This is a genomic window from Micromonospora acroterricola, from assembly GCF_003172955.1.
In the GTDB taxonomy this organism is placed as follows: domain Bacteria; phylum Actinomycetota; class Actinomycetes; order Mycobacteriales; family Micromonosporaceae; genus Micromonospora; species Micromonospora acroterricola.
This window is the reverse complement of sequence record NZ_QGKR01000189.1, coordinates 1-13381: the sequence shown is the minus strand read 5'-3', so window position 1 is coordinate 13381 and position 13381 is coordinate 1. Positions and strand designations below refer to the sequence as shown.

Genomic DNA, 13381 nt, shown 5'->3' with positions numbered 1-13381 from the left:
CGCCCCCCGCGTCCGCCTCCCATCGTGGCTGGGCCCACAGCGCGGGACGCCCCGGCCTCGCCGGGGGCCGGTAGCGTGGTCCCGTGCTCACACCCACGGCGGTACGACGTGACCTGCGGCTGCGGCCCGTCCGCCCGGCTGGCTGGTGGTTCGACGCGCTGCTGCTGGTCGCGTTCGGCGCGTTGACCCTGGCCCTTGCCCGAGGGGCGCTGCTCGGGCTGGACCTCGCGGTCCGGGAGTGGGCCTACGCCCACCACCCGGCGCCGATCTACTGGACGGCACGGGTGTTCAACTTCCTCGGGCAGGGTGGCTGGCTGCTGATGCCGTTCGCCGGGGCGCTCGCGGTGGCAGTGGCCTGGCGTGCCCGCACCGTCCGGCCGTTGCTGCTGGTGGCGGGGGCGTTCGTGCTCCTGTACCTGACGGTCGGCCCGCTCAAGGTCCTGACCGACCGGGCCGCCCCCAGCTCGGATCTGCCGCCGACCCGGTCAGTCCGGATCTTCAACGACCTGCCGCCCACCGAGTACGACCTCTCCTATCCGTCCGGGCACGTCGCCAACGCGATCGTCTGGTACGGGGTGATCGCCGTGCTGCTGACCGCGCTGACGGCCGGGCGACTGCACCCGACCGTGCACCGGCTGGTCCGATTCGCCCCGCCGGCGATCCTGCTGGTCACCACGACATACCTGAACTTCCACTGGGTCACCGACGGGGTGGCGGCGCTGCTGCTCGGGCTGTTCCTCGATCGGCTGCTGCACCGGGTGCCCTGGGACGACCTGCCGCTACCCGGCCGGCTACGCGAATGGGACCGGCCGTTCATCTCGCGCCCCTAGGGTTCGGCGGTGGATCAACTGGCGCGCCGGCTGGGCGTACCCGATGCGGTCGTCATCGGTCTGGGGTCGATGCTCGGCGCGGGCGTCTTCGTGGTGTTCGCACCGGCCGCGGCGGTGGCCGGCGGCGCCGGGCTGCTGCCCGCGCTGGTGCTGGCCGGCTTCATCGCCTTCTGCAACGCGACCAGCTCGGCGCGGCTGGCCGCCCGCTACCCGGAATCCGGCGGGACCTACGTGTACGGCCGGGAACGTCTCAATCCGCTGGCCGGCTTCCTCGCCGGCTGGGGCTTCGTCGTCGGCAAGACCGCGAGCTGCGCGGCGATGGCCCTGACCATCGGGGCGTACCTGTGGCCGGGTCAGGCGCGGCTGGTCGCGGTCGGCGCGGTGCTCGCGGTCACCGCGGTGAACCTGCGCGGCATCGGCAAGACAGCCACCGTCACGAAGGCCCTGGTCGCGCTCGCGCTCGCGGTGCTGGCCCTGGTCGCGGTCGTCGGCGTCGCCGGTGGCGACCTCGCCCTGGGCCGGCTCGGCGACCCCGGCGGCTCCGGTCGAGGCATCCTCACCGCCGCCGGGCTGCTCTTCTTCGCCTTCGCCGGGTACGCCCGGATCGCCACCCTCGGTGAGGAGGTCCGCGACCCCCAGCGGACCATCCCCCGCGCGGTGCCGCTGGCGCTCGGCGTGGTGCTCGCGATCTACCTGGTGCTGGCGGTGGTCACGCTCGGCGTGCTCGGCGCCGACCGGTTGGCCGGTTCCGCCGCGCCCCTGGTCGACGTGGTGACCGCCGCCGGGCTGCCCGGCCTGGCCTGGGTGGTCCGCGCCGGGGCCACGATCGCGGTCACCGGGGTGCTGCTGTCCCTGGTCGCCGGGATCGGCCGGACCACGCTGGCGATGGCCCGCCGCCGCGACCTGCCCGGCGCGCTGGCTGCCGTGCACCCGGTACGCCAGGTGCCGCACCGCGCCGAGCTGGCGGTGGCCGCCGTGGTGATCCTGGTGGTGCTGCTCGGGGACGTGCGGGACGCGATCGGCTTCTCCAGCTGCACGGTGCTCGTCTACTACGCGATCACCAACGCGGCGGCGCTGACCCTGGGTCGGGACCCTGGTCGGCGGCTACCGGTTCAGGTGCTCTCCGGCCTGGGCCTGGTCGGGTGCCTGCTGCTCGCGGTCAACCTGCCACTGGCCAGCGTGCTGGCCGGCTTCGGCGTGCTCGCCGCCGGCACCGCCTGGCACCTCGTGCGGCAGCGGAGTCGCTGACCGGGCCGGCACCGGGTGGGCCGCGCCGGGGGCCGAGGCAGCCACCTGCAGATCCGCCGACCCAGCGGTCTGCTCTCCGCCGTGCACGGACCCGGCCGGCCGAGGAACCGGGCCGGTGCGGGTGGGCGGGGCACACTGCCGGGTCAGCCAGTCCAGCCCGCGACGGCGGGCGACCACGGTGAGCCGGTCACCCGCGAAGATCACCTGCCGGGGGTCGAGGTCCCTCCACCAGATCGTCTTCGCCCCGCCGGCGGGGGTCCGGGCGATCAGCCGGACCTGCCCGTCCCGGTTGACCACGTCGAGCGGTCGGCCGTCCAGCTCGGAGCCGGGGGCGACCGGCACCTCGGCCACCGGCAGCGCGTGCCGGTCGACCGGGATGGTGGTGATGACCGCGCGTTCGGTGAGCGCCCCGATGAAGGCCGGGGCCGCCAGGTAGGAGACCGAGCGGGACACCCCGAGAGCGAACGTCTCCTCCACCCGTTCGGCGAAGTCACCGTCGAAGAGCCGCAGCACCACCCGCAGGTCGTCGCGGAGGTCCCGGGCGGCCAGCGCCGCCTCCAGGTTGGCCACGTCGTCGGTGGACGCCACCACCAGCGCCTGACAGTCGGCGACCGACGCGGCGGCGAGGGTCTCCGGCAGCGCGGCGTCCCCCACGATCAGCGGCACCTCCAACTGCCGGGCCAGGGCGCCCCCACGCGGCTCGGGGTCCTTGTCGATGGCCACCACCTCGACGTCGTACTCGCGGAGCTGCGCCATCACCCGGGTGCCGACGTTGCCGAGGCCGATCACCACCACGTGCCCGGCCCGGGCCGGTTGGAGCCGGCCGGTGTGCAGGGCCAGTCGGGCGTTGACGATGCCGTCCACCACCACGGCGGTGATCAACGGGATCAGCGCCAACCCGACCAGGTTGAGCACCACCTGCATGATCTGGGCGTCGGCCGCCTTGTCGGTGTCCGGATCAGCGCCGCTGAGCGTGGTGACCAACGTCAGGTACAGCGCCTCCACCGGGGAGACGTCCTCCGCCCGGGAGATCAACGCGCCGAGCAGCGCGATCACCGCGAGCACCAGCATCACCGCGATGCCGATCTTGCGGGTGGCGAAGCCGCGGACGGCCCGCAGCAGCACCGCCATCGGGCGGCGCCGCCGGCGGGCGCGGACCAGCCGGCGGGCGGCGACCTCGGTGGCCGGTGGCTGCCCGGTCGCCTCGGCGAGCACCAGGTCGGCGCCGGCCTGCTCGGCCGGCAGCAGCTCCACCCCCTGCTCCTCGCTGAAGTCGGCCAACGCGCAGACCACGTCCTGCGGCCGGACGTCGGCCCGACGAGCGACCCGCAACGTCTTGTCCCGGTGCTGGAAGGAGCTCGGGTCCACCTCGCCGAGCGCGGCCGCCACGAACGCCGGCGCGGCCATCTCGGCGTCGGACAGCACCTCGACCGGGGCCTTGAGCAGCTTGCGGACGCCGTCGGCGAGGGTGCCGTTGAACATCCGCAGCACCTGACGGACCCGCTGGTCGACGGCCTGGGCGCAGAGCGCCGCGTGCAGGTTGCCCACGTCGTCCTGGTGCAGCAGGGCCAGACCGGTCGCCCCGGCCAGGCCGGCGGCCTCGAAGGTCGCCACGTCCAACCGTTCCGAGCGGACCACCCGCACCCCGCGCAGCCCGGCCACGTCCGGCCCGTTGCTGCGGTAGCGCTCCGGCACCACCACCGTCACGCGGGCCCCGCCGGCCGGCAGCTCGGATTCGAGCATCGCCCGGGCCACGTAGTAGGCGAGCGCGTCCCGCCCGCAGACCACGTAGTGCGGTCGCGGGTCACCGGCGGACCGCAGCCGCCAGTTCCACTCGACCGCCCGTCGCGCCCGGTCCCGCCACGGCTCCGCCATGCCCGGATCGTAGCCAGCACGACCACGGTGGGCGACCCCGTCCGGATCATCCCCGACCAGGCATGCCGACCGGGGCGACGGGTAGAGCAGCGGCATGCAGACCTTCCTCCCGTACCCGGACTTCCTGGCCAGCGCCCGCACGCTGGACCAGAAGCGCCTGGGCAAGCAGCGGGTGGAGGCCATCCAGGTGCTGCGGGGGCTCACCCGGCCCGGGTACGGCTGGCGTAACCACCCGGCGGTGAAGATGTGGGCCGGGTACGAGGAGGCGCTCACCCGCTACGGGCTGGACATGTGCGCGGTCTGGTCCGAGCCGGGGCGGGCGGACACCTGCGCCGCCACGTTGACCGTGGACCTCGCCGCCAGTTGCGGAGCCGGTGTCGTGCGTACGCAGGCCGAGTTGGCCGAGTCCGGTGAGCTGCCACCCTGGCTGGGTCGCGACGACCTGCACCTGAGCCATCGATCGTCGCTGCTGCGCAAGGACCCCGGGCACTACCGCCCGATCTTCGGCGACGGCGTCCCGGAGGACCTGGAGTACGTCTGGCCCGCCTCCGACCGCCCCCGCCGCTGCCTACCGCCCGACTGAGCGGTCGTGCGGCAGACTGGGGACTCCGTCAGGGCGGGGAGGTGCTCATGGCGCTGTCGCAGGTGGTGGGTCGGCTCATCGGCGTACGCCAGCACGAGGTCGACCCGGGCGGCGGTGGGGCCGACCGCGTGCCGGGACCGGTCGCGGCGGTGGTGGTGGGTGGCGGCATCGCCGGCATGTCGGCGGCCGTGGTGTTGGCCGAGCGCGGTGTGGCGGTGACGGTGCTGGAGGCGGCGCCCACCCTCGGCGGGCGGCTGGGCGCCTGGCCGGAGGCGCTGGCCGACGGCAGCCAGCAGAACGAGCACGGCTTCCACGCGTTCTTCCGGCAGTACTACAACTGGCGGTCCATCCTCCGGCGGGTCGATCCCGACCTGGGCTTCCTGAAGCCGGTCCCGGGCTATCCGATCCTGAGCGGGCAGTGGCCGACCGAGGAGTTCGGCAGGCTGCCGCCGGCGCCGCCGCTGAACCTGCTCGCGCTGCTGCTGCGCAGTCCCAGCCTGCGGCTGGCCGACCTGCGGTCGATGGACCGGGACGCCGCGCTGCCGCTGCTCACCTACGACCCGGTCCGCACCTACGCGGAACTGGACGACACCACCGCCGACGAGCTGCTGGCCTCGCTGCGCCTGCCGGACCGGGCCCGGGCGATGCTGTTCGAGGTGTTCTCGCACTCGTTCTTCAACCACGAGGCGGAGATGTCCGCGGCCGAGATGGTCGCCCAGTTCCACTTCTACCTGCTCGGCAACCCGGAGGGGCTCGCCTTCGACTGCCCCGACGAGGACTACGCCACCGCGATCTGGGAGCCGTTGACCCGGCACGTGGAGAAGCACGGCGGCCGGGTGCTCACCGGGGTCGCCGCGACCGGGGTGCGTCGCGACGCCGACGGCTGGCGGGTGACCACGGCCGACGGCGGCAGCCATGCGGCGGGCCACGTGGTGCTCGCCGTCGACCCGCCGGCGCTCGCCGCGCTGGTCACGGCCTCCCCCGACCTGGTCGAGCGGGCGCCGGAGCTGGTGGCGCGAATGCCGGCGTTCGGCAAGCCCGGTCCGCCGTACGCGGTGGCCCGCTACTGGTGTGACGGTGACGTGGCCGCCGACCGGGCGGTCTTCAGTGGGGTGTCGCGGCAGCCCACGTTGGACTCGGTGACGCTCTACCACCGGTTGGAGAACGAGTCGCGGCGCTGGGCGCGGCAGACCGGCGGGTCGGTCGTCGAGCTGCACGCGTACGCCTGCGAGCCGGGGTTGCCGGCCGAGGTGCTGGCCGAGCGGATGCGCCGGGAGTTGGTGACGCTCTGGCCGGAGGCCGCCGGCCTGCGGGTCCGCGAGCTACGGGCCCGGGTGGAGGCGCAGGCGCCCGCGTTCACCCCGGGCAGCAACGCCTGGCGACCGGGAGTGCGCACCGACGCGCCCGGCCTCTACCTGGCCGGGGACGGGATCGCCACGGCCTTCCCGAGCGCCCTGATGGAACGCTCGGCGGCGACCGGGATCGTCGCGGCGAACCACATCCTGCGCGCGGAGGGCGCGGCGGCCGAGCCGGTGCGCTCGGTCCGGCTCCGGGGTCTGCTGGCGAGGCGAGGCGGCGCAACCTGACAAAGCGGTCATATGCCGCGTTGCGCTGTCGTACGCTGGGTTGATCATCCGTCGATCGACCGGGCGGGAGGGCAGCGGGAGATGTCACCACTGCACCGCGCCGGCGCGCAGGGCGAGCCACCGGTCGAGGAGATCGGCCGGGACGACGCGTACCCCCTGATCCGCGACGAGCGCGCCTGCATCGTCACCGCCCTGCGGCTGGGCTGGTGGATGGCGGACGCGTACCACCACGGCCAGCACGCCGAGCTCGGCCCGACCACCGAGGCCGGGTCACCCGGCCCACCAGCCAAGCTCTCCAACTTCACCGAGATGTCCGCGCCCCGGCGGATGCTGATGTACCTCGACGGGGTGGACGTCGCGCTGGGACAGATCGCCGAACTCACCCGGCACACCGGGCCGCTGCCCGACACCTCGGCCGCCCGGGCCCGGCTCCCCGACCTGGACCGGCCCGGCTCCGCCGACCCGCGGCCGCTGCTGCTCGCCCTCGACGACCTCAACATGGAGGTGCTGCGCTGGGCGATGGCCACCAACCACCGCGTCGGGCTCGCCTACCGGCTGGGCCGGTCACTGGCCGACACCGTCCGGTCCGGTGACGGCTCCCAACTGGCGCGGCGCTTCGGCGGCCGGCAGATCCAGATCAGCCGGTGGCTGGAGGAGTTGGCCACCGTCCTGCCGCCGTACTCGGCCGCCGTGGTGCGCCGCTCGCTGGCCACCTGGGCGGCCGCGGTGGAGCAGGCCGGCCGGGGCGACCCGACCGAACCGGCCCTCGCCGAGCTGGCCTGTGAGCTGCGCAACCAGGGCGACCTCTGGCGCGGCGTACTCACCGGCGGGCTGCATCCGCGCGACCTGCTCGACGAGGAGGACTACGCGGTGGTCGCCCGGAACCTGATCATCCGGGACCGCCGGCTGGTGGCGCAGGCGGCACGGGGAATCTTCTGGCCGGTGCTGGTGCCCCTGTTGGTGGTGCTCTTCGCGGTGGTCGGGGTGAGCGCCGCCGCGGCGGCCGGCTCGCCGACCACCCGGGCCACGGTGGCCCTGCTGGGCCTCGGCGCCGGGCTGGCCGCCATCTGGCGGTCGGTCTCCGGACCCGCGCTGGCCGTGGCCGGCGAGGTCAACCGGCCGCTGCTGGACAGCGAACTCGCCGCGCGGATGGCCGTACGGGTGGACCGTCCGCTGGCCACCGCCCGGCAGACCGCGGGGGTCACCGCCCGGACCCGCCGGCAGCGCCGGCCGGAGGAGCCGGACGGCCGATCGAAATACGTTGCCCCTCTCTCCCCCGCCGACCTACCGTGATCGCGCAAGGTCAACCGCCGCCACGGGAGCAGGTCATGACGATGTCGCACGTCACCGCCGTGCCATCCGTGCTGCCCAGCGACGGTTGCCGAGCGGAAGGTCCCCGGGCGGGCCGGCCCGACTGACGCGTACCCGTACGCGCCGAGCCGCCCGTCCGACAGCCGGACCGGGCGGCTCTTCGCTGTCCGGAGCACCTCGTCCGTCACCGCTCTGAAGGGAGATCCCGGTGGACGCCGTCCTCGTCATCAACGCCGACCTCGGCCCGCTGCACCGGGTCACCGTCCAGCACGCCGTCCGGATGCTCTGCCGCCGGGTGGCCGAGATCCACGAGGCCGAGCCGGACCAGGTGATCGGGGTGTTCCCGATGCCCCGGGTGGTGCGTCTGGTCCGCTACGTGGTCACCCGGTGGCGGTTCAGTGCCGGGCCGGCCTGGTCCCGGGCCGGGGTGCTGCGCCGCGACGACCGCTGCTGCGCGTACTGCGGTGGCCCGGCGTCGACCATCGACCACATCCTGCCCCGCTCGCGCGGCGGCCGGAACACCTGGAGGAACACCACCGCCGCCTGCTACGGCTGCAACCAGCGCAAGGGGGACCGGACGCCGGCGGAGGCGGGTATGCCGCTGCGTCGGGAGCCGGTGAACCCGGGCTGGGCGGCCCTCGCCGGGCGGTGACGGACCGGCCGGCGGGAACGGGGGGCCGCGTCGGGGGTACGCCCCGGCGCGGCACCCGCCGGCCCCCGGTCAGCCGGCGCGCTCCTTGACCTTCGGCTTCGGTCGGCCGTCGGCGCAGTGCGCCCGGATCTCGCTGCTGTGCTCGGCGGAGGTCAGCTCGACCCGGATCTGCCTCGCCGGGCCCGGGTCGTACGCCTCCGCCCGGTACCCGGGCGCGGGAGTCACCGCGAGCACCTCGGCCAATGCCCCGACGCAGCGGACGGTGACCGTCCCGCCCTCGCTGTCCACCGGCACCTCCCGCCGCGGAGCGGGCGGGAACGCCGATGGGGTCGGGGTCGGTCCGGAGGTGCGGGGTGCCGGGCTCGGTGTCGGCGTGCCACCCGGGCCGGTCGGAGCGCTGGTCCGCGCGGCGGGCGGGGCGACGCCGACGGGCGGGGCGACGCGTGGAGGGTCGGGCGGCTCGGCGGTCCGCGGCATCCCCACGGTGGTGGTGCCACCCGGCCCGACGCCGGTCCGCGGCGTGCCGCCCTCCTGACGCCGTGCGCTCGTGTCGCCGAGCGACCCGGCCATCGCCACGGCGGCGACCACCGCACCGCCGACCGCCAGCAGCGCACGCCGCCAACGCCAGGACCGCCGCCGGAGGGCACCGGTCGTTCCGGCCGCCGCACGGCCAACCGGCACGGACCCGGCGGCCGGGGCATCTGCCACCTGGGCGGTCGGCGCCTCCGACCCGGCGCCGATCGCGCCGGCCGGTTCACTCCCGACGGTGGGTGGTTCGCTTCCCACCACGGTTCGTTCGGCGGCGGTCCCTTCGCCCGCGGTGAGCAGGATGCGGGCCGCCTCCGCGGCGGGCGGCCGGTCGTCGGGGTCGCGGGCCAGGCACCACCGGTAGAGCCGGTGGATCTCGGCCGGCACCCCGTCGATCTCGGGCAGCGGGTCCGGTTCGACGTGCGCGTGTGCGCGGAGCATCCCGGCCTGCGTCTCAGCGCGCCAGGGCAGCCGACCGGTGAGCACCCGGTGCAGGAGCAGGCCGAGGGCGTACACGTCGCAGGCCGGCAGCACCTCGCCGGCCTCCAGCCGTTCCGGCGCGAGGTAGGCGGGCGTGCCCAGCAACCGCCCCTCGAAGTCGATCTCCGGGTCGCCGACGACCGCCGCGATACCGAAGTCGAGCACCTTCGCGCCGGTGGGGGTGAGCATCACGTTGCCCGGCTTGATGTCGCGATGCACCAGCCCCTGGGCGTGCGCGGCAGCGAGCGCGGCAGCCACCTCCCCACAGACCCGCAGGCCCGCGCGGGGCGGCAGAGCCCCGCTGGCCAGCCGCTGGTGGAGGGTGTGACCGTCGAGCAGCTCCATCACCACGAACGGGACCTGCGTGCCGTCGAGCAGGGATTCGCCGTAGTCGTAGACGCTGGTGACGTGCGGGTGCGACAGCCGGGCGGCGGCCTTGGCCTCGGCCCGGATCCGCTCCCGGGCGTTGGCGTCCGAGGCGACGAGCACCTTCACCGCCACATCCCGCTCGAGCACCTCGTCGTACGCCCGGTGCACCGCCGACATCCCGCCGCTGCCGAGGCGCTCCAGGAGCCGGTAGCGGCCCGCAAGCAACTGATCACGCTGCACGACGGACAGCCTGCCGTACCGCCCCGGCGCCACGCCAGCCGGGATCGAGATCGTCAAATGGCCGGAGCGGCCGAGCTGCGGCGGGAGCGGCGGAGACAGGGTCAGTCAGCGGCCGGCGGGCGCCAGGCGAAGCGGGGCGTGCGGCGCTCGGCGATCGCCGCCACCCCCTCCCGGGCCTCCCCGCTGGCCGCCACCCTCCGGTGCCACCAGGCCACCCGGGTCGGGCCGGCCCGGTCGTCGACGATCTCCTTGGCTGCGGCGACGCTGAGCGGCGACCGCTGGGCGATCGTCGCGGTGAGGTCGTCCACCCGCGCGGCGAGCCGGTCGGCGGGCAGCACCTCGTCGACCAGGCCGACTCGCAGGGCGCGCTCGGCGTCGATCAGCTCGGCGGTGAACAGGAGGTGCTTGGCGGCGGACGGGCCGACCAGCCGGGCCAACCGGCGGGTGGTCGGCGCCGGGTAGACCAGCCCGAGCCGGGCCGGCGGTACGCCGAACCGGGCGTCGTCGGCGGCGATCCGCAGGTCGCAGGCGACCGCGAGCTGGCAGCCGCCCCCGACGCAGGCGCCCCGGATCGCCGCCACGGTCGGCTTGGCGAAGCGGGCCAGCCGCTCCTCGGCGGCCACGGCGATGCTGGCGTCACCGGCGTCCAGCAGCTCGGCGAGGTCACCGAGGTCGGCGCCGGCGCAGAAGGCCCCACCCGCGCCGGTGAGCACCAGCGCCCGCACGTCGGGGTCGGGCTCCAGCCGGTCCAGCAGTTCGGGGAGCTGCCGCCACATGGCCGCGGTCATGGCGTTGCGGCGGGCCGGGTTGTGGATCACCACGGTCGCCACCGGTCCGGTCACCTCGACGGTCAACTCCGCGTCCGACACGTCCACCCCTCCCCGCGCCCGTCCGACGCCGCCGCTCTGGCCCGCCGGCGACCTGCGCCGGTGCGGCGACCATAACGGCGCGGACCCAGCGACCACCGGTGAGGGGTGGCCGCCGGGCCCTCGCGACGGGTCAGGTCAGGAGACGGTGACCGCGGTGTCGTCGAACACGAAGGACGTCTGCAGCGAGGAGTCCTCGGTGCCGGTGAACCTCAGGGAGACGGTCTGGCCGGCGTACGCGGCCAGGGAGAACGACCTCTGGCTGTAGCCGGCGGCCTTGTTCAGGTTCGAGTAGGTCGCCAGCGTGGCCAGCACGGTCCCGCCCGAGTTGAGCACCTGCACCCGAAGCGTGTCGTACGCGACGCTGGTGGTGGTCTCGGCCGAGTCGATGTGCAGCCAGAAGCTGACCGTGTACGACGAGCAGCCGGACGGCAGGCTCACCGACTGGGCGAGCGTCTCGGTGCGGCTGCTGCCGTACCCGTTCAGCCACGCCTTGTACGACCCGGTGCGGGCGGGCTGACTGCTGGAGTTGGTGATCACGCCGGAGCTGGCCGTCCAGCCGGTGGCGCCGGACTCGAAGCCGGGGTTGGCCAGCTTCTGGCCGGGCGCGGTGCAGCCGCCGCCGGTGCCGTTGACGGTCAGCCGGTAGGTCGCGCTCCGGGTGACCGAGCCCGCGCCGTTCACGGTGACCGAGTAGGTCCCGGGCGGGGTGGCCGCCGAGGTGCTGATGGTGAGGGTGGATGAGCCGCCCGAGGTCACCGAGGCGGGGCTGAACGCCGCGCTGGCCCCGCTCGGCAGGCCGGACGTGGAGAACGTCACGGTCTGCGCCGAGCCGCTGGTGGTCGCGGTGGCGACGGTCGTGGCCGCCGAGCCGCCCGGGTTCACCGAGCCGGCGGTCGGCGACAGCGACACCGAGAAGTCGTTGCCGGTCGAGCAGGGCGCGTCGTTGCCGGCCACGTTCACCGCGGTCCAGGCGCCCTGCACGGCCTTGTACTCGGTTGAGCAGCTGCCGTACAGGTCGGTGGCCGCCCGCAGGCTGTAGGCGCGGGCGGTGTTCGCCGGGTTGCTGGTGTTGACGTACGACGTGTTGGAGGTGAAGTAGACGTCCAGCGCCCGGAACCAGATCTTCTCCGCCTTGGCCCGGCCGATGCCGGTGACCGCCGGGGCGGAGCCGCAGACCGGCGAGGTGCCGTACGCGGTGGCGCCGGTGCCCTCGGCGAGGTTGAAGTAGAAGTGGTTGGCGACACCGGAGGAGTGGTGCACGTCCTTGTTCTTGGTGCTGGTGGACCAGCAGCTGTCGGACGAGCCGTCCAGCGACGGGTTGTACATGTAGCGCAGCGGCGTGCCGTTGCCGTTGATGTTGATCTTCTCGCCGACCTGGTAGTCGCCCGGGTCGACCGAGGTGTTGGCGTAGAACTCGACCATGTTGCCGAAGATGTCGCTGGTGGCCTCGTTGAGGCCACCGGACTCACCGGAGTAGGTCAGGCCGCCGGGGACCACGTTCTCGGTCACCCCGTGGCTCATCTCGTGCGCGGCCACGTCGAGCGAGACCAGCGGGCGGGAGTTACCCGAGCCGTCGCCGTAGGTCATCCGGGAGCCGTCCCAGAAGGCGTTGACGTAGTTGTTGCCGTAGTGCACCCGGCTCGGCACGCCCGTGCCGTTGCCGAAGATGCCGTTGCGGGCGTGCACGTTCTTGTAGTAGTCGAACGTCTTGGCGGCGCCGAAGTGCGCGTCCACGCCGGCGGACTGCCGGTTGGAGGTGGCCCCGGTACCCCAGGTGTTGTCCGCGTCGGTGAAGGTCGTGCAGCTCGACGTGCCGTTGTTCATGTCGCACGTCGAGCCGTTGCCGTGCGAGGGGTCGATCATCTGGTACGTGCTGCCGGAGAGCGTCGTGTCGATGCTGACCGTGCCCGAGTAGAGGCTGTTGCCGGTGCCGGTCACCGCCTCGATCTCGTCGTACGACCCGATGGCCGCGCCGGTGGTGGCGTCGGTGACGACGTGCAGCCGGGACGGGGTCTGTCCGTCCGGCTGCCAGCCGCTGACCACGGTTTCCCAGGCGAGCCGGCCGCGGCCGGAGCTGGCGTCGACGAACAGCTCCGGGGTGCCCACGGCCTCGACCGTGCCGGCGAACCCGGCGCGGGCGGTCTTCTTCGCCGCAGTGGCGGCGACCGTGGCCGTGGTGCCGAGGGTGAGCGGCGCGGCCAAACCGACCGAGCTGCCGGCGTAGGCGCCGCTCGGCGTGGTGTGGATGACGAAGTCACCGCCGTAGACCCGCAGTCCCTGGTAACTCCGGGTGTAGCGGGTGTGGGCGGCGCCGGTGGCGTCCACCCTGGTGCTGTGCACCTGGTAGGACTCGGCGCTCGAACCCTGGACCGCGCCGGGGTTCGTCCGTAGGACGGTCGCCGCGCGGGCCGCGGCGGAGGCGTCCGGCGCGGGGGCGGTGGGCGGAGCCGCGTGCGACGCGGTGGCGACGCAGGTCAGCAGGCCACTGGTGAGTAGCACAGCACTGACGGCGGCGATGGGTCGTTTCACGTGCCCTCCTGGAAGGAGAAAGGTTGTGACGGGGGTAGTCACGCATGTAGATATAGCTATGTGTTGAGGAAAAAAGAAGGCTTGGACCGCTCCCAGACATCGACAATGGCCGTTCGGATGAGGGCGGTGACGGGGGAACCGACGGTCGCGGCCGTGCGTCCGAGCGGCATGAGACCCGCCTCGACGACCGGCGCCACGATCGCGCTACTGGTCGCCCTCCTGGCCGGCTGCACCAGCGACGACCGGGCCGGCACCACCCCGGACCTGTCTCCTATACACCT

General features: G+C 74.1%; 9 protein-coding genes and 1 pseudogene. 6 read left to right on the top strand and 4 right to left on the bottom strand.

Features of this window, described 5'->3' with window-relative positions; translation table 11 throughout:
• Positions 1–83: 83 nt before the first annotated feature.
• Together DKT68_RS14075 and DKT68_RS14070 are read left to right on the top strand one after the other, a co-directional pair.
• Positions 84–830: a phosphatase PAP2 family protein gene (locus DKT68_RS14075; RefSeq protein WP_109817853.1), complete on the top strand. Its 747-nt coding sequence runs from the start codon at positions 84–86 to the stop codon at positions 828–830.
• A gap of 9 nt (positions 831–839) precedes the next feature.
• The gene (locus DKT68_RS14070; RefSeq protein WP_109817852.1) at positions 840–2078 is read left to right on the top strand and encodes an APC family permease; all 1239 of its coding nucleotides are present in this window, start codon (positions 840–842) and stop codon (positions 2076–2078) included.
• On the opposite strand, the pseudogene DKT68_RS14065 reads toward DKT68_RS14070, so the two are convergent.
• Positions 2034–3953, bottom strand: a pseudogene (locus tag DKT68_RS14065) (potassium channel family protein); the annotation flags it as partial. The gene DKT68_RS14070 and the pseudogene DKT68_RS14065 sit on opposite strands and share 45 nt — an antisense overlap.
• A 94-nt stretch (positions 3954–4047) precedes the next feature.
• On the opposite strand from DKT68_RS14065, the gene DKT68_RS14060 reads away from it, so the two are divergent.
• The 4 genes from DKT68_RS14060 to DKT68_RS14045 all read left to right on the top strand — a co-directional run bounded on the left by DKT68_RS14060 (position 4048) and on the right by DKT68_RS14045 (position 8085).
• On the top strand, positions 4048–4536 hold the full coding sequence (locus DKT68_RS14060; RefSeq protein WP_109817851.1) for an MSMEG_6728 family protein: 489 nt from the start codon (positions 4048–4050) through the stop codon (positions 4534–4536).
• A 47-nt stretch (positions 4537–4583) separates the two neighbouring features.
• A complete protein-coding gene (locus tag DKT68_RS14055) occupies positions 4584–6122 on the top strand; it encodes an FAD-dependent oxidoreductase (protein WP_109817850.1) in 1539 nt (512 codons plus the stop codon).
• An 81-nt stretch (positions 6123–6203) separates the two neighbouring features.
• Complete coding sequence (locus DKT68_RS14050; RefSeq protein WP_109817849.1) at positions 6204–7415, top strand: hypothetical protein; 1212 nt, start codon at positions 6204–6206, stop codon at positions 7413–7415.
• A gap of 226 nt (positions 7416–7641) precedes the next feature.
• Positions 7642–8085, top strand: coding sequence for an HNH endonuclease (locus DKT68_RS14045; protein WP_109817848.1), 444 nt, complete (start codon positions 7642–7644; stop codon positions 8083–8085).
• Positions 8086–8154: 69 nt separating this feature from the next.
• Here the strand turns inward: DKT68_RS14045 and DKT68_RS31465 are convergent, their stop codons facing one another.
• From DKT68_RS31465 to DKT68_RS14030, 3 genes are all read right to left on the bottom strand, one after another.
• Positions 8155–9702 (bottom strand): serine/threonine-protein kinase, encoded by a 1548-nt coding sequence (locus DKT68_RS31465; RefSeq protein WP_236646888.1) that lies wholly within the window; start codon positions 9700–9702, stop codon positions 8155–8157.
• Between the two features lie 101 nt (positions 9703–9803).
• Positions 9804–10577: an enoyl-CoA hydratase/isomerase family protein gene (locus DKT68_RS14035; RefSeq protein ID WP_109817847.1), complete on the bottom strand. Its 774-nt coding sequence runs from the start codon at positions 10575–10577 to the stop codon at positions 9804–9806.
• Between the two features lie 129 nt (positions 10578–10706).
• Positions 10707–13100, bottom strand: coding sequence for a M4 family metallopeptidase (locus DKT68_RS14030; RefSeq protein WP_109817846.1), 2394 nt, complete (start codon positions 13098–13100; stop codon positions 10707–10709).
• Positions 13101–13381: the final 281 nt, after the last annotated feature.